Source organism: Pseudomonas maumuensis, from assembly GCF_019139675.1.
Lineage (GTDB): Bacteria > Pseudomonadota > Gammaproteobacteria > Pseudomonadales > Pseudomonadaceae > Aquipseudomonas > Aquipseudomonas maumuensis.
Genome location: NZ_CP077077.1, coordinates 2,582,151 through 2,604,389, shown reverse-complemented (window position 1 = coordinate 2,604,389; position 22,239 = coordinate 2,582,151). Strand labels below are relative to the sequence as shown.

Genomic DNA, 22,239 nt, shown 5'->3' with positions numbered 1-22,239 from the left:
TGGTAAGCATCCTGCTTTAGCCAGTCGGAAATGCTCGGAACGCTAAAGGATCGCGGGTAGGCGGGCTGACATGGGAAGTGGGGACAACGGCAGGACCGCCAGGGAACTTTGCAGAAAAGACGGGATGTGCTCGCGCCCGATCTGATGGGCGCTGTACAACCACCGCCCAGCACCCGGTCGCTGTGGGGCTGAGCGTTGCAATTACCACCCGCCTGCCCCAAGCTCTGCCATACCGCCATTACGGACCGTGAGATGCCCAGACGTCACCTTCTGCTGATCGCCCTGCTGCTCCTGCTTGTACTGCCCGCCGCGATCAGTTACCTGTGGCGTGACCGGCAACCCGCACCGCCCAGCCTACCGCCCCACAGCTACGCCAAGGCGCTGCGTCAGGCACACGATGGCCTGCCGGGCGCCGCCCGCGTCCTTTATCAGCAACTACAGCGCGACGACCTGCCACCGATCCGTCGCGCCGCGCTGTATGCCGAACTGCCCAACTACCCATCGCCACAGGCGCTGAAGCAGGCCAGGCAAGACCTCGAACACACCGACCCGCTGGTACGCCGCGCCGCCATCGCCAGCATCCAGCGCCTGCTGCCGGACGCTCAGCGCAGCCTGGTGCTGGGCCCACTGTTGGAGGATGACGAACAAAGCGTGCGCTTCGCCGCGGTAGACGCCCTGCTGGGCCTCGATCCCGATGCCATCGGCCTGTACTTCGGGCCCTTGCAGGATGCCCTGGAACACTATGAGCAGACCCTGGAACAACAGCCCGACGACGCTGCTGCTCAGGTCCACCTGGCCCGGCTGTACATGCATGAGCAAGCCTACGACGCAGCCTCCAGGGCCTTGCAGCGCAGCCTGGCCGTGGCCCCCGAAGGTCTGGACGCCCTGGCCACCCAAGTGCGCCTGCTGGAGCGACAGGGCCTGCACGATGCCTCCCGCGAAGTACTTGCCAAGGCCCTGGCACTGCGCCCGGATTCCGCCTTCCTGCAATACGAACTGGGGCTGTGGCTGACCCGCCATGAACAGCAGGAATACGCCCTGCTCGCCCTCTCCCGGGCTGTCGAGCTGGAACCGGAAAACAACGATTATCGCTATACCTTGGCCATCACCCTGCATGAGCTGGAACAGCTCGATGCCGCGCAGAAGCAGCTGGAGACCGTGCTCAACCGCCAACCCGCCAATCGCCGGGCCCGGGTGTTGCTGATCGAGTACTGGAAGGAAACCGGCCAATTGCAGAATGTCCAGGTCCTGCTCGCCGAGCTGGAGCGGCAGAACCCGGATGATCCATACCTGCAGCAGGGGCTCTGACCCCGGAATCAGGCTTGCAGCATGCGCTGGACCTGCTCGACCAGCGTTTGCAGCGAGAACGGCTTGAACATCAACGCCGTACCCGGCTCGTCGAGCAACGCCTGCTCCACCGGGTCGCTGGTGTAACCGGTGATGAACAGAATCTTCTGCTCTGGTTTGATCATGCGCAGCGCCTTGGCCATCTGACGGCCGCTGAAGCCCCCGGGCAGACCGATATCCGTGACCACCAGGTCGAACGGGGCGCCATGCCTGAACTGTCCCAGCGCACTGTTGGCATCGGCCGCCTCACATACCTCGAAGCCACAATCGACCAGCGCTTCCTTCATCAAGCCGCGCAAGTTGTCTTCATCATCGACCAGCAACAACCGCTGACCCCAAGCCTGTTGCGACAGCACATCCAGGTACGCGCGCTCGGGCAACGGCCCCAGAGCGCGCGGAAACATCAACACGACCCGGGTACCCTTCTCCGGCATCGACTCGATCCACACCTGGCCACCCGACTGCTGCACGAAGCCGTGGACCATGGGCAGCCCCAAGCCGGCGCCCTGCCCCAGGGGCTTGGTGGTGAAAAACGGCTCGAACGCTCTTGCCACATCTTCGCGACTCATGCCATGGCCATCATCTTCTACCTGCAAGGTGACATAGTCCCCCGGCGGCAAGGCTACCGGCCCCGCACTGGCCATCGCCAGCCGCTCGTTGGCGGTACGAATCGTCAGATTGCCATTGCCCAGGCAGGCATCGCGGGCATTGCTGCACAAGTGCAGGAGGGCATTGCGCAACGGGTCCGGGTCGACCTGCAACGGCCAGGGCGCCACGTCCAGTTGCACGTCCAGGCGCATCTCTGTGCCCAAAGTCTGGCGCAGCATCGGCAGCGCCTCCTGCAACAAGCGGTTGATGTTCAGCGGGTTGGGCGACAGGGGTTGGCTACGAGCGAACGCAAGCAGGTTCTGGGTCAGTCCGATGGCTCGCTGGGCACATTCCCGGGCCATCTTTACATATTCCTCCACACGCTCCATTCGCCCCTGGGCGATGCGTCGCTCGAGCAGCTCCAGGCTGCTGCCGACACCAGACAGTACATTGTTCATTTCGTGCGCAAGCCCGCCCGCCACCTTCACCACGCTCTCCATACGTTGGCTTTCACGCACCGCCGCCTCGGCCAGACGCTGGACAGCATCGCGGTCTTCGGTGATATCCCGCCCCACCAGCGCCGGCAATGCCTGGTTGGCGATGCCGACCCAACGGAACCAGCGATAATGGCCATCGCTGTGACGAACCCGCCCCTCGAAGGGCGCCGTGTCGCGCCCCTGCACAAGCGCCATCAACACCAGACGCACTTCAGTGCGATCGACAGGGTGGAACAGTTCAGGCAAGGTCGCTCGCAGTTGCGATGCCTCACCCCAGCCCAGCAGTCGTTGCCAGGCAGGATTGGCCGTGCGCACGCGCAGGTCGGCGTCGAGCATCAGCATCACGTCGGGCGACAACTGCCAGGTATGTTCAGGGTCAGCGAGGTAGCGCGTCAGGCGCCCCTCGAAGGACTGGGCCTGTTCACGCCATTCACGGCTGGCCTCGACACTCGTCGTGGTCTCGATCAAGGCGTGCAGAAAACCGGCGACCATGCCCTGATCATTGCGGATGGGAGAAAAGCACCCCGTGACCCAGGCTGTCGTCGTGGCGCCCCCTCGATGCACGGGCAATGGCATATCCTCGACCAGGCTGCCCTGTCCCTCCAGCACCTTGAACACGAACGTTCCCATACTCTCCCAATGCTGTTCCCAGAGTGCGTCGAAAGCATGCCCCTGGCGGTCGCTCTCGAGACCCAGCATTACTCGGTAGGCATCGTTGTGTATGACCGTCAGCGCCGCGCCCCAGACCAACGTACAGGGAAACGGCGATAGCAGCAGCATGTCGACAGCGATGCGTAAAGTGGGCGGCCAGGACGTCAGATCACCCAGTGGCGTCATGCTCCAGTCGAAGCAGGCGATCGGCGAGTCCACCCCGAGCAACGGGGGGGCCGGAGGCGCCAGGTGGATTACCTGGATATCCGCCCCCTGGGCGTGCAGGTCAGTGGCCAATATCTTCGTTCCACAGCTCGGGGTTGGCTTCGATGAACTGGCGCATCAGCGCTTTGCAGGTTTCATCGTCATGCACCTCCAGGCGTACGCCCCGTTCACCGAGCAACTGCTCTTCGCCCATGAAGGTGACGTTCTCGCCTATGACCACGTGCTTGATGCCATAAAGCAGAATGGCGCCACTGCACATGGCGCAGGGCGACAAGGTGGTATAGAGGGTAGCCTCCTGATAAACCCGAGCCGGCTGCCGGCCGGCACTCTCCAGGGCATCCATCTCGCCATGCAGGATGGCACTGCCCTGTTGCACACGGCGATTGTGCCCACGACCGATGATCCTGCCCTCATGCACCAGTACCGAGCCTATCGGAATACCGCCCTCCTCGAGCCCTTTGCGGGCTTCGTCGATGGCGGCCTGCATGAATGTGGAGGTGTCCTGTTCCATGGCGTTTCCCCGGTAATGCATCGATTTTGCAGCAGCCTAGCACAGCCCCCGTTCCCATGGCGCATTGCGTGGCGGGGTCTATGCTCAAATGGCTTTTGATCTTGCTGGCCAAACGTTTTCTCATGGATTCGACGGGCATGCGCACATGAACAAGAAGCTCCTGGTCGTACTGACCAATACCGCCAAGTATCCCGATATCAAGCGCGCCACAGGGTTGTGGCTGGGTGAGGCCGTGCACTTTGTCGACGAGGTGCAAAAAGCGGGTTTTACCGTCGACTATGTCAGCCCGGCGGGTGGCTATGTGCCGATCGACCCCCACAGCCTGCAGATGGCGCCGGAGCTGGACTGGCAGTGGTACAACGACAAGGCGTTCATGAACCGCCTTGGCGCCACCATGAGCCCCGGCCAGGTCAAGGCCGACCAGTACAGCGCGATCTACTACACCGGTGGCCACGGCGTGATGTGGGACTTCCCCGACAACCAGCCGCTGCAGGAGCTGGCGCGGCGTATCCATGAACGGGGCGGCGCGGTTGCCGCGGTATGCCATGGCGTGGTGGGCCTGCTCAATATCAAGCTCAGCGACAACAGCCTGCTGCTCAAGGGGCGCAGAGTTACCGGCTTCTCCAACATCGAGGAGAAACTGGCCGAACTGGACAAGGAGGTGCCGTTCCTGACCGAGAACGAGCTGGGCGCTCGCGGTGGCGAGTACAGCAAGGCGGATGACCCGTGGGCGGCATACGTGGTAGAGGACGGCAGCTTGATCACTGGGCAGAACCCAGCATCCAGCGCCGGGGTTGCAGAGGCCGTCATTCGCTTTCTGAAAAACCGGTAGCGTTTGCAAAAGCATCGCGGGGCAGCCCGCTCCTTCAGTCTTGACGACCTGGGAGCGGGCTGCCCCGCGACCTCACGACAGGTGTTACTCGACGCTCAACACACCACGACGCACCTGGTCACGCTCGATCGACTCGAACAGCGCCTTGAAGTTGCCTTCGCCGAAGCCGTCGTCACCCTTGCGCTGGATGAATTCGAAGAACACCGGGCCCAGCAGGGTCTCCGAGAAGATTTGCAGCAGCAGGCGCTTGTCGCCAGCCTCGGAGGCACCGTCCAGCAGGATGCCACGGGCTTGCAACTGATCGACCGGCTCGCCATGCCCTGGCAGGCGCTCCTCGAGCATCTCGTAGTAGGTTTGCGGCGGCGCGGTCATGAAGCGCATGCCAAAGCCCTTGAGGGCATCCCAAGTCTTGAGCAGGTCGTCGGTGAGGAAGGCCACGTGCTGGATGCCTTCACCGTTGAACTGCATCAGGAACTCTTCGATCTGCCCCGCCCCTTTGGACGATTCTTCGTTGAGCGGAATGCGGATCATGCCGTCCGGCGCGGTCATGGCCTTGGAGGTCAGGCCGGTGTACTCGCCCTTGATGTCGAAGTAACGGATCTCGCGGAAGTTGAACAGCTTCTCGTAGAAACCGGCCCAGTAGGCCATGCGCCCGCGATAGACGTTGTGGGTGAGGTGGTCGATGATCTTCAGGCCCGCGCCGACCGGGTTGCGGTCCACGCCTTCGATGAACTTGAAGTCGATGTCGTAGATCGAGCTGCCTTCTTCGTAACGGTCGATCAGGTACAGCGGCGCGCCACCGATACCCTTGATCGCCGGCAGGCGCAGCTCCATCGGGCCGGTCTCGATCTCCACCGGCTGAGCTCCCAGTTCCAGGGCGCGGGCATAGGCTTCATGGGCGTTGCGCACGCGGAAGGCCATGCCGCAAACCGAAGGACCATGCTCGGCGGCGAAGTAAGAGGCGGCGCTCTTGGGTTCGTTGTTCAGGATCAGGTTGATGCCGCCCTGGCGATACAGGTGGACATCCTTGGAGCGGTGGGTAGCCACTTTGGTGAAACCGAGTATCTGGAATACCGGCTCCAGCACGCCAGGGGTCGGCGAGGCGAGCTCGATGAATTCGAAGCCTTCCAGGCCCATCGGGTTTTCGAAGATATCTGCCATGTTCGTGTCCTCATCTGCAGCGAAAAACGGTTGATTACAGGCTTGCGATGTGGAGATGGCGTGGTGGTGAACACGGGATCCCGCGCACGCTGCGGGCCAGGAAGTCACCAATGATCAGCTTGAACCCATGGTATGTCATATGGACCCATTCTCGGCGGGCTTGATTCCCCGGGAGGCGGAGAACCTTATTGTTGTATTCGTAAACCGATTCTACAGTGCGTAAATTTGTTTGTCGCGTTTTAGTTCTCAGGTTGATCCGACAAACGGCTATTCTCTGCATCATCAACTCAGCTCGCAGAAGGTTCGCCCCCGTATGCCCCTGACCGCCAAACGCCCCTCCCGCTGGAGTTGGCGCACCCTGCTGCCCTGGGGCGTGGGCGTGTTGCCGCTGCTGTGCGGGCTGGCGGTGATGCGCTGGCAGACCGAACAGGAGCTGCAGGCAAACAGCCGCGCCACGGCCAAAGAAGTCGCCCGCCATATCGAAGATATTCTGGACAGCCTGGACGCGGCCGCCCATCGGCTGTTGCCAAAAGCCGGGCAACCCTGCGACCAGGTGCAACTCGAGCTGCGCATCGAGCTTACCCGTAACGCCTTCGTGCGTTCGACCAACCTGTTCGATCACCACCGGCTGTATTGCACCTCGCTGTACGGTGACTTCGACGAACCGGTAAAAGCCAGCGACTACACCAGCGGGCAGCTGTGGTTGATGAACGGCAACTCGGTCACCCCGGGACAGGCCCTGCTGGCCTACCGGGTCAACCAACCGGAACATAACGACCGAGGCGCGATCACCACGGTGGATGGCCGCCACCTGCTCACCGCGCTGCGCCTGATCGGTGCCGGCAACCTGGTTAAGTTGCATGTCGGCAATCATTGGATGGGCAGCGATGGTCAGGTTCACGACGGCGACCCGCCAACCGCGGCCATCGCCGCCATCCAGTATGCCTCTACCCGTTATCCCTTCCATGTGCATACCGGCTACAGCGAGGGCAAGCGGGCAGCACTGATGCGCTCTCGCTACCCCGCCCTGCTGAGTCTGTTGCTGATGCTGGGCGTGGTGGCCGGGGCGGCCTGCCGCTGGCAGATCCGCCGCGCCAGTTCATCGCGTAACGAGCTGGACCGCGCCCTGGACGCCGACGAGTTCGTGCCGTATTTCCAACCTGTGGTGCGCAAGGGCGACTACCGCTGGGCTGGGGTCGAGGTGCTGATGCGCTGGCAGCACCCCCGCGAAGGCCTGGTGCGTCCCGACCTGTTCATTCCCTACGCCGAGCACAGCGGCCAGATCGTCGCCATGACCCGCTCCCTGATGCTGCACACGGCCCAGGCTCTGGCCCCACATGCGGCCCTGCTGGAGGACGGCTTTCACATTGGCGTCAACATCACCGCAGACCACTGCCGCGACCTGGGTCTGCTCGACGACTGCCAGACCTTCCTCCAGCACTTCCCGCCCGGGCGCGTGGTCCTCACCCTGGAGCTCACCGAGCGCAAGCTGATCGAACCGACGCCGATTACCCTTGAGCTGTTCGAAAAACTCCACGCCATGGGCGTGATGATCGCCCTGGACGATTTCGGCACTGGCCAATCCAGCCTCAACTACCTGCGCCAGTTCAACGTCGACTACCTGAAAATCGACCAGAGCTTCGTCGCCATGATCGGTGGTGACGCACTGTCCCTGCACATTCTCGACACCATCATCGAGCTGTCGGGCAAGCTGGCCCTGGGCATCGTCGCCGAAGGTGTGGAAACCGAGGTGCAGCGCGACTACCTGGCGCGCCATGGCGTGGACTTCCAGCAAGGCTATCTGTTCGCCCGGCCCATGCCTGCCAACGAGCTGCTACTGGCCCTGGCCGCCCGCCCGGGCAGCTCGCAGTTGCCGCAAGGCAGTACCCCTGAGATCATGCGCGGCTGAATCACCCGCTCACCTCCCGTTTACCGAGGCATTCGTGTCAAAAGGCATTCTTTCGTCGGTCATGGCGTCCTGTCTGTTCGCCGTGATGTACTTCTATACCTCTTTCCTCAAACCACTGGACGGTGAGGAGATCTTCGGCTGGCGCACCCTGCTGACCCTGCCCTGCCTGACACTGTTCATGCTGGCGTCCAGGGACTGGAAACGGGTCGGCGAGCTGCTCGGGCGGGTGCGCCGCACACCGTTGCTGTTGCTCGGCATGATCGGCACCTCGTGGTTGATGGGCGTGCAGTTGTGGTTGTTCCTCTGGGCGCCGCTGCACGGGCGCAGCCTGGAGGTGTCGATGGGCTACTTCCTGTTGCCGCTGGCCATGGTGCTGACCGGGCGACTGGTCTACGGCGAGCGCCTGTCGCGCCTGCAGAAGGTCGCGGTGAGCTTCGCGGTGCTCGGGGTCGGCCATGAGTTGTACCAGCATGGCAGTTTTGCCTGGGAAACCCTGCTGGTGATGATCGGCTATCCGATCTACTTCGTACTGAGGCGGCGTTGCCGCACCGACCACCTGGGCGGCCTGTGGTGCGACATGTGCCTGTTACTGCCTTGGGCCCTGTACTTCGTCATCCAGGGCCCGCTGTCGGCAACCGACCTGGCCGAGCATCCGGGCCTGTACGGCCTGATCCCGCTGCTCGGGGCGATCAGCGCCTGTGCCCTGATCGCCTACGTGCTGGCCAGCCGTTTGCTGCCGTTCAGCCTGTTCGGCCTACTCAGTTACGTCGAGCCGGTGCTGCTGGTGGGCGTGGCCCTGTTGCTGGGCGAGACCATAGGCCCCGACCAGTGGCTGACCTACCTGCCGATCTGGGCCGCCGTACTGGTGCTGGTGCTCGAAGGCTTCAAGCACCTGCTGCGCCAGCGTCGGCGTTCGGTGTAAGGCGTACCTGGCGCACCCGGCGCTCCTCCACCGCCACCACGGTCATGGTCCAGCCATTCCAGGCCAGGTGATCGCCCACCACCGGCAAGCGATCCAGCAGGCTCATCACCAGGCCGGCCAGGGTCTGGTAGTCCTCGGTGGCACGGGCGGCAAAACCGGTGCGCGCCTGGACCTGGGCCAGGTTCAAGGCGCCGCTGACGACGAAACCATCCGCCTCCTCGATCACCCCCGGCCCTTCGACCTCGCTCGCGTCCGGCAGCTCGCCGGCAATCGACTCGAGAATGTCGGTCATGGTCAACACGCCGGTGAAGTCACCGAACTCGTTGACCACGAAGGCAATGTGCGTCGACTGCCCGCGCATCTGCTCCAGGGCGTTGAGGATGCTGAAGCTCTCCAGCAGATTCAGCGGCGCACGGGCCAGGGCTTCCAGGTCGGGCTGACTGCCGGACAGCAGCTCCTTGAGCAGCTCCTTCTTATGCACGAAGCCCAGCGGTTCCTCGATACGACCGTCACGGATCAGCGGCAGGCGCGAATACGGTGAGTTGACCAGCGCCTGGGTGATGCTATCGGCTGGCTGCGACAGGTCGATGGCATCGACCTTGGCCCGCGCTGTCATCACCGTGCGGATCGGTCGCTCGGCCAGGTTCAGCACACCGCTGATCATCACCCGCTCACGACGGTCGAACACCACCTGTTCTTCGCCACCCTCGACCAGGTCGGCGATTTCCTCGCCCACCTCGTCGGCCTCCACCCGGCGCCCGCCCATAAGGCGCAGCACGGCATGGGCGGTACGCTCACGCAACGGACGGTGCTGCTGCACGCTGCGCTTGCGACGGGCACGGGCCAGCTGGTTGAACAGCTCGATCAGCAACGAGAAGCCGATGGCCGCGTACAGGTAGCCTTTGGGGATATGGAAGCCCAGGCCTTCGGCGGTAAGGCTGAAGCCGATCATCATCAGGAAGCCCAGGCACAGCATGATCACTGTTGGGTGGGCGTTGACGAAACGGGTCAACGGCTTGCTGGCGACGATCATGATGCCGATGGAGAAGATCACCGCGATCATCATCACCGACAACTGCTCGACCATGCCCACGGCCGTGATCACCGCATCCAGCGAGAACACCGCGTCAAGCACGACGATCTGCGCCACGATCGGCCAGAACGCGGCATGACGGGTGACGCCGCCGGTCTGGGCGACATGGCCCTCGAGACGTTCGTGCAGTTCCATGGTGGCCTTGAACAACAGGAACACACCACCGAACAGCATGATCAGGTCACGGCCGGAGAAGGTCTTGCCGAACAGCTCGATCAACGGTGCGGTGAGGGTCACCATCCACGAAATACTGGCCAACAGGCCCAGGCGCATGATCAGCGCCAGCGACAGGCCAATTACCCGAGCGCGGTCGCGCTGGTGCGGCGGCAGTTTGTCGGCGAGGATGGCGATGAACACCAGGTTGTCGATACCCAGCACCAGCTCGAGGACGATAAGCGTCAACAGGCCCAGCCAGGCCGTGGGGTCGGCTAGCCATTCCATTAGCGGGTACTCACAGGGGATGCGTCACGAGGACGGAGGAAGGAAGGCCGGGACGGCCAGGGACTGGGGGGCTCCGCGAAGGTGCTCATATAGACCTTGATAGAAAATAGGGAAGGCGATCCTACAATCGAAGCAGAAATATCTGATAGCGCAAAACTATTACAAAAGCTGTAACAGATCTCGATGGGCATTTTTGTTCAATACCCGCCCCCGCCGCCCAAGCCAGGATAGCCGCTCCACCACTCACACAAGGAAACGCCCGATGAGCCTGACCCTGTCCATGGCGGCCTTCGCCCTGGCCGCCTCCATCTCCCCAGGCCCGGTCAATATCGTCGCCCTAGGCAGCGGCGCGCGCCACGGCCTGCGCGCCAGCATCGGACATGCCGCCGGCGCCACCCTGGGCTTCTGCCTGTTGCTGGTACTGGTGGGCCTGGGCGTTCACGAGTTGCTCTCGCGCTGGCCGCTATTGGCGCGACTGCTGCATTGGGGCGGCGTGCTGTTTCTGCTCTACATGGCATGGAAACTGGCCAGCGACGATGGCGGGCTAGGCGCCGACGACTCGCAGCGGGCGCCCGGCGCCTGGCAGGGAGCGGCCATGCAGTGGCTCAGTCCCAAGGCCTGGCTGGCGGCCGTGGCCGGAATCGGCGCCTATACCGCAGGCGAGCAGCAACTGTTGTGGCTGTTCACCTGGATCTATGCGCCGATCTGCTTTGTTTCGGTGGCCAGTTGGGCTTGGGCGGGGAGCGTGATTCGCCAGTACCTGGGGGAGCCGAGGCGGATGCGCCTGTTCAACCGGGGATTGGCGCTACTGTTAGTGGCCAGTGCGGTCTATCTGATGGTGTGAGGCGCTTGCCTCACGATAGTGCCCCGGCGTCGTCGCCAGATGTCGCTTGAACGCCCGTTGCAGGTGCGCCTGGTCGGCGAAGCCGGCTTCCAACGCTACTTCGGCGATTGGCCTGCCTGCCCGCAACTGCGCCCGGGCGTGCTGCACCCGCTGGTCAAGCAGGTAGGCGTGCGGCGATAGCCCGAAACGTTTGCCGAATGCACGGATCAGGTAGCCCCGTGACAAGCCTGCCGCAACGCAGATGTCCTCCAGTGTCAACGGATCCAGGCGATGGGCGCGGATGAAGGCGGCAGCCATCTCCAGACGCGGGTGCTGCATCGGACGACGAGCGGCAGTGGCATCCAGGCAATACGGCAATACCTCGAAGAACGCCTCCAGTTGCGCTTCACGGTCATCGCTTTGCGGCTCGAACAACCCGGCGAACAACGCCAGCAGGCGTCCATACAAGTCGGGTGAAGTGCTCGAGGTGGCCGCCGGCAGCATGAAACCTCTGGCTTGCAACCACGGCATGTCGACGAACAGCATCAGATAAGACCAAGGCTCGCCCTGGATAGGGTTGCAGGCATGCACCGCGCCGGGGTTCATCAGCACCGTGGTCCCCGCCGCCACCTCGTACCGGGTATTGCCGGTCTGGTAAGTGCTGCGCCCACGTGTGATCACGCCAATGGAGAAACTCTCGTGGGAATGGGCGGCGTAGCACACCTGCCGCCCGTCCCCCACGCGCCGGGCTTCGACAAAGGGCAATGCCGGATCGCGCCAGAACCGCGAGACCTCGATCATCGCCCCGCCCTCATCCTTCGCCGCCTTGCACCACCACCAGCAACTGCGCCTGGCGCTCGCCGACCGAACGTAGGCGGTGCGGGGTCTGGGCGTTGAAATGCAGGGCATCGCCGGCCTCCAGCAGCACCCGCTCGCTCATAAAGTCCACCTCCACCTGCCCCTCGTGGACGAACAGGAACTCCTCGCCCTCGTGTTCCTTGAAGGTCGGGTCGCTGAACTCGGTCGGCGGCTGGATCAGAAACGGCAACAGGTTGCGCTGGCCGACCTGCGAGGTCAGCACCGCATACCCCGGCCCCTCGCCACCACCCACCAACGCCTGGCGCTCACTGCGGCGCACCAGACTGTAGCGCGCCTGGCCGTCGTGCTCGCCATCGAACAGCTCCTCGACATTGACGTTCAATGCCCGCGCCAGCTTCAGCGCGGCGGCGATCGACGGCGTGTTGAGGCCGCGCTCGACCTTGGACAGGTAGCTTTTGGTCAGGCCGGACTTATCGGCCAGCAGCTCGAGGGTGATGCCCAGTTTCTTTCTCAGCAGTTTCAGTCGGATAGACATGTGACGCGGGTTTCCCGAACAAACGCACTTGCGCATGACACTTTGTGTCATATAGGATTATTTGTGTCATCTGATGGTTCGCCCCCTCACCGTCCAAAGCTCGGGGGCGAGCCAACCCTGACATCCGTCATCACGCCACAGAGGAAAGATCCCCATGGCCAATACCCTTACCCTCAGCAAAGACCAGCTGGTGCAAAAGGCACTGACACAGATGCAAGGCTCGCTTGCCGATAATACGTGGACTGTGCGCGAAAAGCTGGCCCTGACCTGCCGAATTCTCTTCGATAACGGCCACGACTCGGGCCTGGCCGGGCAGATCAGCGCCCGTGGCGAGCAACCGGGCACCTTCTACACCCAGCAACTGGGCCTGGGTTTCGACGAAATCACCGCCAGCAACCTGCTGTTGGTCAACGAAGACCTCGAAGTGCTGGAAGGCGAAGGCATGCCCAACCCGGCCAACCGCTTCCACAGCTGGGTGTACCGCGCCCGCCCCGACGTCAACTGCATCATCCACACCCACCCTACCCACGTCGCCGCGCTGTCGATGCTGGAAGTGCCGCTGCAGGTCTCGCACATGGACCTCTGCCCGCTGTACGAAGACTGTGCATTCCTCGAAGCGTGGCCGGGCGTGCCAGTGGGTAACGAAGAAGGCGAGATCATCAGCGCCGCCCTGGGCGACAAGCGCGCCATCCTGCTCTCGCACCACGGCCAGTTGTCCACCGGTACCAGCATCGAGCAGGCCTGCGTCTATGCCCAGCTGATTGAGCGCGCCGCGCGCCTGCAACTGCTGGCGATGGCCGCCGGCACCATCAAGCCGATCGCCCCGGAGCTGGGCCGCGACGCCCACGACTGGATCGACCGGCCCAAGCGCCATGGCGCCGCCTTCAACTACTACGCCCGGCAGGCCCTGCGCAGCCACGCCGATTGCCTGAACTGACCCCTTTACGCCTTGCTTGCGGAGCCTTGCACAATGACTAATCAATTTCACGGCATCATCGGCTACACCATCACCCCGTTCAGCGCCGACGGCGAGCAGCTCGACCTGCCCGCGCTGGGCCAGTCCATCGACCGCCTGATCGCAGGCGGCGTCCACGCCATCGCCCCGCTGGGCAGCACCGGCGAAGGGGCTTATCTGAGCGACAGCGAATGGCAGCAGGTCGCCCAGTACAGCCTGGAGCGCATCGGCAAGCGCGTGCCGAGCATCGTCAGCGTCTCCGACCTGACCACCGCCGGCGCCGTGCGCCGCGCCCGCTTCGCCCAGCAGCACGGCGCCGACGCGGTGATGGTGCTACCGGCGGCCTACTGGAAACTCAGCGAAGCCGAGATCGTCCAGCACTACCGCGCCATCGGCGCGGCCATCGATCTGCCGATCATGCTCTACAACAACCCGGCCACCAGCGGCACCGACATGCCGGTGGAACTGATCCTGCGTATTGTCCGCGAGGTGGACAACGTGACCATGGTCAAGGAGAGCACCGGCGACATCCAGCGCATGCACAAGCTGCAACTGCTCGGCGAGGGCCAGGTGCCGTTCTACAACGGCTGCAACCCACTGGCACTGGAGGCCTTCGTGGCCGGGGCCACGGGCTGGTGCACGGCGGCGGCCAACCTGATTCCCGAACTGAACCTGCGACTGTACCAAGCGGTGCAGGCTGGTGAGCTGGAACAGGCCAAGGCGCTGTTCTACCGCCAGTTGCCGTTGCTCGACTTCATCCTCAAGGGCGGCTTGCCCGCGACCATCAAGGCTGGCCTTGAGATGACCGGGCTACCGGTAGGCGAGCCACGGCGACCGGTGTTCGGGCTGGATGCCGAGGGCCGCGACAAACTGAAGACGCTGCTCGACGCTTTGCGTCAGGGTTGATGTAACAAACGCACCTGTGGAGGTTCGCTTCCACAGGTCATTGCACACACTTGAGAAGCCCATCCCAAACCCGGAGAATGCCCCCGACCCAAACGACCAGAAGCCATGGAAAAGGACCTTTCCAGTGAACCAGAAACAACGCGACGCCCTCAGCAAGTTCCTCAGCTACGTCCTGCGCCACGCCCCCGAATCCATCGACCTGACCCTCGACCGCGACGGCTGGGCCAATGTCGACGCGCTGATCCACGGCGCCGGCCGCCAAGGTCATACCTTCGACCTGCACACCTTGCATGAAGTGGTCGAGACCAATGACAAGCGCCGTTTCACCCTCTCCGACGATGGCCGCCGCATCCGCGCCGCCCAAGGCCACAGCAGCGCCCAGGTCGAAGTGCGACACGTCGCCAAGGCGCCACCCGCCCTGCTCTATCACGGCACAGCCAGCCGCTTCCTGGCCTCCATCGAAACACAGGGCCTGATCCCGGGCAGCCGTCACCATGTGCACCTGAGCGAGGATCCGCAGACTGCGTTGACGGTGGGCAAGCGCTATGGCCAGCCGGTGCTGCTCACGGTCGATACGCGGGCCATGTGCGCAGCGGGAGCGGTGTTCTATCAAGCCGACAACGGTGTCTGGCTGGTAGACCAGGTGCCGCCGGTATATCTGTCACGCCAGGCAGAAGAATAAGCCGGCAGGGAACGGCCTTGCGCCGCACCTGCCGGCGGACGCGGAAATCCGTGGGCTAATGCGCCATCCCCAGCTCCGCATCATCCATCAGCGCCTTGGCCAAGGCACTGAGGTAGTGCGCGGCCCAGACCATTCGCGGGTCTTCATCCATCACCCCGACCAAGGTCAGGTGCCGCACGTAGTCCATCAGCTCCGACGCCTGTTCGCGGGCATGCTGGCAAGGGATGCCAGGCTCGATGCAGAACAGCGGTTGGGCATCCTTGCCCTCGCCCTGGTAGAAGCGGGTCTTGCCCGGTGTGAGCTGGGTCTTGCCATCGTCTGTGGTCATGATTGATCTCCCTGAAACGTCGTCGGCTAGTGCAGCGTGCGGGGCTCGCCCGGCGCTTGGGCCGAGTGCTGTACCTGGGTCAGGGCAGATTCGAGCAACGTGCGCACTGCTTCCATCTCGTGGGCGGCGGCCAGCATCAGGATCGCGCCGGGCGACCTGGGCTTGAGCTGCACGGCCTGGTTCGCCACCGTGAGCGCGCAGAAGGCGTACTCGATGGCGCGTACCAGGGTGTCTTCGAGGAAGTGGGCGTGGTCTTGGGGGAAGGTGGGTCGGGGACAATCTTCAGCATGTCTTGACTCCAACGTGTGAAATGGAGCCGCCAAACTTTGCTGTCAAACAAGAGGGTGGCAGCTGTACGCGGGTTGACAGACCGAGACGTTGGCACTCGGCGCACACGGGGTGCCCACACGCACCCCGGAAATGGACTACAAGGAATAAGGAAATTCCGATTCTTATCCTTGCTCCAGATACAAAAAACCAGAACGGTGAGGCTGCCACGGCAAAATCGCCTGCGAAGCTGTCTCGGTTGAACACAGAACGGCCCCATATGGCGCTGAAAAACAAAACGCCCGATGCGGTGCATCGGGCGTTTTGAGCCCTGTCGGCCTACCTGAACGGGTGTAAACCTACTTCAGGACTAGACACAGCCGGGCGCCCTGGCTTTGACGACCCGATAAAGTAAAGTGAGGCAGGTGCTCAATAGCCTTGTTCCAGCTGTCGTTTGAGCGCCCCTGCTGAGGGTAGCGACAAAAAATAATGCTCATCGACTGGGGTCAGGTCTTCCGCAACCAGGTAGCACTGACCACTCTTGGCGAGCACCCGAACAAGCGCTTTCGTTAAAAGTCCATCGATTTCGCTGCGGCCTTCCTCATCCAATGTGACAACAATCAGCCTCTGTGTTCGCACGTCAACCGCCGGAGCAAGGTCGGTCTCTTGCAAGTAGGCCTTCAAGCTCTCTCCTTTGAGAAACTCGACCCCAATCAACGGCTCTAGGCCGTAGCGCTCGCTCCAAATAGGGTTCACCTCCCACTTGTTCACCTTGACGTCCATATAAGAGGCTTCGTTCAGATCTGCTTCATCCAGTACATATGAGACCGGCAGCTCTCCCCATGCCTGGGTAAGCACGTCCTCCCGTGGAGGCAAACTGTCACGAAGTGGGCTCACAATCAAAAACTTCGTATCCATCACATGTTTCCTGTTTCACGCAAGCGTTTCAGGCCTTTTTTGAAAAAGAACATAAAGGGGACAGATTTATTTTCCACACTCTAATTTTGACGCCCCGACTTCCAGCACGTAACTTCCTCACAGATACCTTAAACAACGGGCTTCAATTTCGCCCCAGCCATGCAAAGACAGAAGTTAGAGCAAGAAAATAAATCTGCCCATCTTTTCTTCCTTTTCTCTTCCTCTCTCTTATGCAAAGATAGAATTTAGAGTAGAAAAATATATCTACACCTTGCTGGTCCTTTGCTGTTAAATAACCATGGAGATCCTTAAAACACTTCATGCCTAAGCAGCTTAAACCCCGCCTGCCTCATAACTCTCTCCAAAGCAGATGAGCGATCTGTAGCATTTATATAAAGCAGGACCGTATAGTCCGAATAATTTTGCTCTACAGCATCACTATCAAAAGGATCAACATTCAGCTTTAGAACAAAATTCTCTGCATCACCCCCACCCAACATATAATAAATACCTCCCTGATAAAAACTTTCCCTTTCCTCGAAAGCTTCCCCCAAGGCTCGTTCTACATTAACTTTCGCCGAGAGAATACCTAAATTCCTCACACCATATAGATCATACGCAACAGTCATTTTGGTAAGCTCACACTCGGTGCATGACTCGAGGCTGTTGCCGCAGAGTCATAAATCATGAAATTAACATCACGCCCAGCCTGGGCGCTAAGCTTACTCGACAAATCCTTTAGACCGAGTGCCTGCAAGTCTCTCGAACTCAACGGCCCTGTACGGGTTCCGCCACTCCTCAAACCTATCCCCAGGGATCGGGCACGTTGTAGAAGCTCTGAGCCAGCCAAGGCAATATCAAAATCACTCACCCTACCAACGTCAAATGCTTGCCAGTTTTAAAGCTCTGGCCAGTTACAGCACTTCCTTGAAGAATTGGCTCTACATTGCCATAGCCAGCACGGGCCAAACCATCTCGAGCATCCGCGCCAAAGCGTGCAAAATCATCTGTACTTGAAAAACCTTTGGGAAGTACAGCCCCTTTTGCACCAATTACCTATATTATTTCTTATCACGCTTCCTCAGAGAGTACTCTTCCACATACTCCTTTGGCGGCAATGCCGTGCCAAAAAAATGCAGTTCGCCAGTATCTTTATCAACAAAAATCGGCCCATTCCCAACCAGTTGAAATGAAAAATCACCTGTCTCAACATACTGTTTAGAGTTGAAGCAAAATAGCCATCCATCAGGAAACCCTTCAGAATATGTTATAACTAGCGGCACTGGAGACTTACTCAAATGATTAACAACCATCTCCAGGGATTCTTCAAAACTTATCACTAGTTGGTCCTCAAAAACTTAAACGATGTGAACTTACTGAGATCAGCAACCTTGCCTGTCTGCCCATCTAAGAATCTGATAGTACCATTCTGGTTTACGACATTGAACACATGTCCAGGCTGACCAGGTCCATACGACCCATACACAATACCCCGCGCACCTGAGCCAATACCAATCATTTTCTGCAGCAAAAAGGGGACAGATTTATTTTCCATACTCTAATTTTGACGCCCCGGCTTCCAGCACGTGATTTCCTCACAAATATCTTAAGCAACGGGTTTCAATGTCGTCTCGACCATACAAAGACAGAAATTAGAGTAGGAAAATAAATCTGCCCTCTTTTTTGCTAGGCACTGTAAAAATCCGAAATCAGAGTAGGTTATGTAGATCATCCACTTTCCGCCCAACCCGCTTACCTGAGCCCTACCCATACAACTTAGGCGCTGTACGAAATCTATCTGGACTCGCCCATAATGCATTGAAACGCTCGGAATGCTCATATACTCCAGTACACTGCGCTTCCTCCCCCCTTTTCTCTTTGTCTGGCCTTCACGCAGACACATTTCGTACAGACCCTAATCAATTATCTGCTCCACAGCATAAGTCGTGAAACTATTTGCACCTTCCTCCAAGTGCAATCGCTGGCATTGGGGGCAACGGTAAACTGTGATGGCAGTTATTTCAATCGCCTCGTAAAACTGCTCCGAAGACATTGACTCTACATCCAAGCGCTCTGCAACCTGTTCGATAACTGACTCAGGTATTAGTGTCATCTCATGATCTGACCAGCCATGCGACAAGTTCATGACGCACCCACACCTACACAAGAATTTTGGCATCCTGATTTTCCGAATTTTTATCTATCGGCACACGCCATGCCGTCCAGAAGCGCCTGAAACTCTAGTGAATCAGCAATGTAGCAAAACAATATTGCCCCCGCTTTTTCAACTACTACAGTTCCATCAACCCAGTGGATGCTCGCTGACATAGGCCCGCAAATCCTCGAGTGCTATACCCGGCGCGCCTGATGCCAACCATAGCTGGAACTCTGCGGGGTAAGGTGACAATACTTGGCCACCGGCGACCTGATGCTCCGCCACTGCTCCATACTTGGCGACAAATCTGAGATGCGTCACAACAAGCACCCAGATTCGTCTCAGCGCAGGTGATTCGGGTACCCCTTGTGAAGCATCGGTCAGGTACACCGACTCCCCCTCGACGAAAGCGAGAAGATCATCTGCCCTTCCCGCTTGAATCAAAGCACGAATCAACTCACTCTTTTCCATATTACTCTCTAATCACGGATTTAAACCGGGCAGTTTGATACCACCTCGAAGCTCTTGAAGCCGAGCAAGGATATTGCTTTAACTAACGGAGCAGCCCATAGCCGTCGTCTCGCTCCATGCAACAGCAAAGAGCAGAGCAAATCAAATAAAACTGCTCCTTTTCGCACCAACTCAGCTATATATTTAGCAATCATATACCATCCAGAAGCACCTGGAGCTTTAGCGGGTCAGCAACAGTACCGAAGTAGTAGACTCCCCCAGTCGCCGAAAAACCCGGCGACTTCATCTTCAGATAAGGGACAAAATACTCAGCATCCAATAAATACTCCAATCTCTTGCAGTCTTCAAGCCCTGCAATATGTACGAAAGGCCCCTGCTCCGGATCCAAACAAACTTGAATTCTTTCACCGATTATTGTATCAATCATAACCACCTTCGTTATACAAACATCTCGAAAACCACCTACAATTCGATACTATCGAGCAGCTCTTGAAGCTTGATCGGATCAGCAACGATACCAAAATAGTACTCGGTCCCACCATGAACACTAAGGTCTGGGCACGGCCCCAGCCAATAGAGCACATTGAGCTCATCATCAAACAGATCCCTGAGCGCCCCACTGTCCTGAAAGGAAAAAATCCTTATATAAGGCCCATAACGAGGATCAATAAGAACCTGAACTCGCTCTTTAGTAATGCAGTCAATCATTTTTTACCTCATCGTTCACCACCACAAACTCAACCCGATTTACTTTGCACGTATCCCAAGAACCAACTCAGCTCTTGCTCGGTTGGTGTTCTCTTCTTGCCACTGTTATCAAGGGTGTCACCGTACCTGACAGGTCACGTTTTGCCAGGTGCCTAAGGGCTCCCAAAAGGGGACATATTTATTTTCCATACTCTAGTTTTGACGCCCCCGGATTCCAGCACGTGATTTCCTCACCGACATCTTAAACAGCGGCTTTAACGTCGTCTTGGCCATGTAAATACAGAGAAAATAAATATCCTTTTACCTAAAAACTACATAATCCGCTCTAAAAACTCAACTTCCAACCTATCCACCACCCAACCAACATCACAACCATCCAAATAAAAAATTCATTTTTAAACACATCATCATTAAACACAACCCCCTCAATCTCAAGCCCACCCTTAGAAAGCTTTCTCTTCAATAAATAAGCATATCCATTTAGTGAACAAAAACCATGCTCACTTCCACCTTCCAGCCTTACCACATCATAATCACCCATGACATTTGGCGTAATGTCAACCTTGTAAACCTTGCCGCTTTCTACTTCTGCTGACAAACTGCAATACCCAAAACATAAAATCTCCCATCGTCCGAGACGTAGTAGAACCTCACCTTCAGTTTCGCAAGGCCACTTTACCACCTGAGCTTCAGCTATCATTCCAGAACCTCCCTTACAACCTTATCCGTAGCACTACCGTTCAGGGTTTTCCAAATATCCTTACCACTTCTAACATGTATTGTTGTTATTTTTCCGTCAGAATTTACCCCAACAAACCCAAATTTTGCCGCACCCCTAGAGTTATTCCCATCAAACTTAACATATGACAAAAAAGTGGACAGATTTATTCTTCAAACTCTAATTTCGACTTGCACCGCTTCCAGCGCTAGACGTCCTCACTGACATCTTAAGCATCAAGGCTCATCGTCGTCTTGGCCATGCGAAGGCAGAAATTAGAGTGGGAAAAATAAATCTGTCCCGAATGGCACTTACTTAACATGCTTCGGATGCCCATATTTTCTGATCTCAGCCCTTGCTCATCGACGCGGCTTGGTCAGCAAGGGGTAGGCCTGAGGCCTTCGTTTTATGGCCCGAGGCTCGACACGACCAGGCCGGTTGCCCACACGCCTTTGAGCAATCAACATCAGCAAATCTGCCAACCGAACCTCTCCATCACCGTAGCTGCGCTGTCGTAGCGCCAGCCATAGCTGGAGGCTGTGCTTGAAACTCAGTTCGCGGGGCAAGCAATCGGCCATTAATGCCGATTGTGACATGAGCATTCGGATCAGATTGTGCGCCAGCAGATAGACCCATAGCTCCTTGACGGCCATTCCAGGGGTTTTGCAGCTCAGTTTCCCCAATCCCAATGTTGCCTTCAGGTTTCGCAAATCCAGTTCGACATGCCAGCGTCCTTTGTAGAGCGACTGAGGGCTGACTTGGGTGTTTGTTTTGGGCATTGCAACGTTGTCACCAGGATCTTTCCACCGGCCTTCAACTCTCTCACCGTCAGCCTCTCCGGCGCCTGCTCATACTGCGCCATGCTCATCCATGGCGGCCTGCACCCAGGCCTTTTCAGCTCGATCAAATGGTCTTCCGGACCGAGACGTTGCCCCAAAGCAAAATCCGTACTGCGCCGTCTGGCTCCGTACTGCTCGAACACGCCATCGACCCCCCTTCGTTGCAGCTCACACAACAGAAAGTAAGTGGCGTAATAGGCATCGCCCAACAGAATATCGCCTGTTTTCAGCACATTGAGCATTGACCTGAGCAAGGTTTGTTCATCGCCGCCTTTGCCCCTGAAACGGCCCAGTGCTGCATCCAGAACGGCGCCACTGGATAGACAAACGATGCCAACCATTCGGCAGAGTGGGAAACCCAGGCCAATCTTCTGGCCCCGTGATTGGGGATAAGCAACCTGATTGGCTGCTGTGTCGGGCATCGAAACGGTTGTTCCATCGACAAGACGTACGGGCCGCCCCATCCAACGCCACGACGAGGGGGCATGATCGCTGATCGATGACGCCGTGTGACGCACCAGTGTTGACACCATCTCCACCGGTAAGCGTTGTCTCGCTTTGCAGAAAGCGCCTGTACGAGTGCTGCTGGGCTTCACACCGTTGCAGGATCGCTTGATGGAAAAGTCATTGACGGCGTGCTGGCAGGAGCGGTCAGCACTCATTGCTTGAGTCAGGAACATCGAGAGCGTTTCGGTGGGTGGAAACAGGCGCTCTCGATGCGCTGGCAACGAGGACTCGACATGTTCCAGTAGTTCGGGGGCCATGAGGAGATTGAAAAATACCTGGGCGTCACTGGTCGAAGCATGGTGGCGAAAGCGCTGCTGTTGATGCTGAAGGATTTGACGTCTACGATCCATTCTGGGCTGCGTCCTTGGCTTAATGGTGTGTGTTCGCAACTATCACCGTAGACCAAGGCCAGCCTTTCTTCATTTTTTTCT

24 protein-coding genes and 2 pseudogenes are annotated in these 22,239 nt (G+C 59.0%); 8 read left to right on the top strand and 18 right to left on the bottom strand.

Annotated elements, in window-relative coordinates; all coding sequences use genetic code 11:
- The first annotated feature begins 252 nt into the window (after positions 1-252).
- On the top strand, positions 253-1,308 hold the full coding sequence (locus KSS90_RS11830) for a tetratricopeptide repeat protein (protein WP_217869534.1): 1,056 nt from the start codon (positions 253-255) through the stop codon (positions 1,306-1,308).
- Between the two features lie 8 nt (positions 1,309-1,316).
- On the opposite strand, the gene KSS90_RS11825 is transcribed toward KSS90_RS11830, so the two are convergent.
- Together KSS90_RS11825 and KSS90_RS11820 are read right to left on the bottom strand one after the other, a co-directional pair.
- On the bottom strand, positions 1,317-3,380 hold the full coding sequence (locus KSS90_RS11825) for a hybrid sensor histidine kinase/response regulator (RefSeq protein WP_225933157.1): 2,064 nt from the start codon (positions 3,378-3,380) through the stop codon (positions 1,317-1,319).
- Positions 3,370-3,819, bottom strand: a complete 450-nt coding sequence (locus KSS90_RS11820) for a nucleoside deaminase (RefSeq protein WP_225933156.1) — start codon at positions 3,817-3,819, stop codon at positions 3,370-3,372. Before KSS90_RS11820 ends, KSS90_RS11825 begins: the two co-directional genes overlap by 11 nt.
- 145 nt (positions 3,820-3,964) lie before the next feature.
- On the opposite strand from KSS90_RS11820, the gene KSS90_RS11815 reads away from it, so the two are divergent.
- Positions 3,965-4,651, top strand: a complete 687-nt coding sequence (locus tag KSS90_RS11815) for a type 1 glutamine amidotransferase domain-containing protein (protein WP_217869533.1) — start codon at positions 3,965-3,967, stop codon at positions 4,649-4,651.
- Between the two features lie 84 nt (positions 4,652-4,735).
- On the opposite strand, the gene hppD is transcribed toward KSS90_RS11815, so the two are convergent.
- Entirely contained in the window at positions 4,736-5,812 is a 1,077-nt protein-coding gene (gene hppD, locus KSS90_RS11810; protein ID WP_217869532.1) for a 4-hydroxyphenylpyruvate dioxygenase, read from the bottom strand.
- A 313-nt stretch (positions 5,813-6,125) separates the two neighbouring features.
- Between hppD and KSS90_RS11805 the strand changes: the two genes are divergently transcribed.
- Both KSS90_RS11805 and rarD read left to right on the top strand, forming a co-directional pair.
- Positions 6,126-7,721, top strand: coding sequence for an EAL domain-containing protein (locus KSS90_RS11805; protein ID WP_217869531.1), 1,596 nt, complete (start codon positions 6,126-6,128; stop codon positions 7,719-7,721).
- Between the two features lie 34 nt (positions 7,722-7,755).
- On the top strand, positions 7,756-8,643 hold the full coding sequence (gene rarD / locus KSS90_RS11800; RefSeq protein ID WP_217869530.1) for an EamA family transporter RarD: 888 nt from the start codon (positions 7,756-7,758) through the stop codon (positions 8,641-8,643).
- Here rarD and KSS90_RS11795 read toward each other — a convergent pair.
- Positions 8,606-10,177: a TerC family protein gene (locus tag KSS90_RS11795; RefSeq protein WP_217869529.1), complete on the bottom strand. Its 1,572-nt coding sequence runs from the start codon at positions 10,175-10,177 to the stop codon at positions 8,606-8,608. The genes rarD and KSS90_RS11795 overlap by 38 nt on opposite strands.
- Before the next feature lie 262 nt (positions 10,178-10,439).
- On the opposite strand from KSS90_RS11795, the gene KSS90_RS11790 reads away from it, so the two are divergent.
- The gene (locus KSS90_RS11790) at positions 10,440-11,021 is read left to right on the top strand and encodes a LysE family translocator (protein WP_217869528.1); all 582 of its coding nucleotides are present in this window, start codon (positions 10,440-10,442) and stop codon (positions 11,019-11,021) included.
- Here KSS90_RS11790 and KSS90_RS11785 read toward each other — a convergent pair.
- Positions 10,989-11,801: an AraC family transcriptional regulator gene (locus KSS90_RS11785; RefSeq protein WP_217869527.1), complete on the bottom strand. Its 813-nt coding sequence runs from the start codon at positions 11,799-11,801 to the stop codon at positions 10,989-10,991. The genes KSS90_RS11790 and KSS90_RS11785 overlap by 33 nt on opposite strands.
- 10 nt (positions 11,802-11,811) lie before the next feature.
- Positions 11,812-12,354: a helix-turn-helix domain-containing protein gene (locus KSS90_RS11780; RefSeq protein ID WP_217869526.1), complete on the bottom strand. Its 543-nt coding sequence runs from the start codon at positions 12,352-12,354 to the stop codon at positions 11,812-11,814.
- A 154-nt stretch (positions 12,355-12,508) separates the two neighbouring features.
- Here KSS90_RS11780 and KSS90_RS11775 point away from each other — a divergent pair, with 154 nt between their 5' ends.
- From KSS90_RS11775 to KSS90_RS11765, 3 genes are all read left to right on the top strand, one after another.
- Complete coding sequence (locus KSS90_RS11775; protein ID WP_217869525.1) at positions 12,509-13,291, top strand: aldolase; 783 nt, start codon at positions 12,509-12,511, stop codon at positions 13,289-13,291.
- A 33-nt stretch (positions 13,292-13,324) separates the two neighbouring features.
- The gene (locus KSS90_RS11770; RefSeq protein WP_217869524.1) at positions 13,325-14,215 is read left to right on the top strand and encodes a dihydrodipicolinate synthase family protein; all 891 of its coding nucleotides are present in this window, start codon (positions 13,325-13,327) and stop codon (positions 14,213-14,215) included.
- 124 nt (positions 14,216-14,339) lie between these two features.
- Positions 14,340-14,897, top strand: coding sequence for an RNA 2'-phosphotransferase (locus KSS90_RS11765; protein ID WP_217869523.1), 558 nt, complete (start codon positions 14,340-14,342; stop codon positions 14,895-14,897).
- A gap of 55 nt (positions 14,898-14,952) precedes the next feature.
- Here the strand turns inward: KSS90_RS11765 and KSS90_RS11760 are convergent, their stop codons facing one another.
- The 12 genes and pseudogenes from KSS90_RS11760 to KSS90_RS11710 form a co-directional block, all read right to left on the bottom strand.
- A complete protein-coding gene (locus KSS90_RS11760; RefSeq protein ID WP_046855464.1) occupies positions 14,953-15,225 on the bottom strand; it encodes a DUF3077 domain-containing protein in 273 nt (90 codons plus the stop codon).
- A gap of 26 nt (positions 15,226-15,251) precedes the next feature.
- A pseudogene (locus KSS90_RS11755) lies at positions 15,252-15,514 on the bottom strand (hypothetical protein).
- A gap of 407 nt (positions 15,515-15,921) precedes the next feature.
- Positions 15,922-16,410 carry a hypothetical protein gene (locus KSS90_RS11750; RefSeq protein WP_217869522.1) on the bottom strand — a complete coding sequence of 163 codons (489 nt, stop codon included), beginning with the start codon at positions 16,408-16,410 and terminating at the stop codon, positions 15,922-15,924.
- A gap of 308 nt (positions 16,411-16,718) precedes the next feature.
- Positions 16,719-17,039: a hypothetical protein gene (locus KSS90_RS11745; protein WP_217869521.1), complete on the bottom strand. Its 321-nt coding sequence runs from the start codon at positions 17,037-17,039 to the stop codon at positions 16,719-16,721.
- Positions 17,040-17,471: 432 nt separating this feature from the next.
- Positions 17,472-17,750, bottom strand: coding sequence for a YrhB domain-containing protein (locus KSS90_RS11740; protein ID WP_217869520.1), 279 nt, complete (start codon positions 17,748-17,750; stop codon positions 17,472-17,474).
- The gene (locus KSS90_RS25750) at positions 17,750-17,929 is read right to left on the bottom strand and encodes a toxin glutamine deamidase domain-containing protein (RefSeq protein WP_225933182.1); all 180 of its coding nucleotides are present in this window, start codon (positions 17,927-17,929) and stop codon (positions 17,750-17,752) included. The genes KSS90_RS11740 and KSS90_RS25750 overlap by 1 nt, the downstream gene beginning before the upstream one ends.
- Positions 17,930-18,325: 396 nt before the next feature.
- The gene (locus KSS90_RS26045) at positions 18,326-18,589 is read right to left on the bottom strand and encodes a DUF8617 domain-containing protein (RefSeq protein WP_496198584.1); all 264 of its coding nucleotides are present in this window, start codon (positions 18,587-18,589) and stop codon (positions 18,326-18,328) included.
- Positions 18,590-18,712: 123 nt separating this feature from the next.
- Positions 18,713-19,036 (bottom strand): hypothetical protein, encoded by a 324-nt coding sequence (locus KSS90_RS11730; RefSeq protein ID WP_217869518.1) that lies wholly within the window; start codon positions 19,034-19,036, stop codon positions 18,713-18,715.
- A gap of 190 nt (positions 19,037-19,226) precedes the next feature.
- Positions 19,227-19,463 (bottom strand): hypothetical protein, encoded by a 237-nt coding sequence (locus tag KSS90_RS11725; protein WP_217869517.1) that lies wholly within the window; start codon positions 19,461-19,463, stop codon positions 19,227-19,229.
- Positions 19,464-19,498: 35 nt separating this feature from the next.
- Entirely contained in the window at positions 19,499-19,744 is a 246-nt protein-coding gene (locus KSS90_RS11720; RefSeq protein ID WP_217869516.1) for a hypothetical protein, read from the bottom strand.
- A gap of 325 nt (positions 19,745-20,069) precedes the next feature.
- A complete protein-coding gene (locus KSS90_RS11715) occupies positions 20,070-20,444 on the bottom strand; it encodes a UCP019853 family protein (protein ID WP_217869515.1) in 375 nt (124 codons plus the stop codon).
- A gap of 377 nt (positions 20,445-20,821) precedes the next feature.
- Positions 20,822-22,158 (bottom strand): annotated as a pseudogene (locus tag KSS90_RS11710) (IS4 family transposase).
- Positions 22,159-22,239 lie beyond the last annotated feature (81 nt).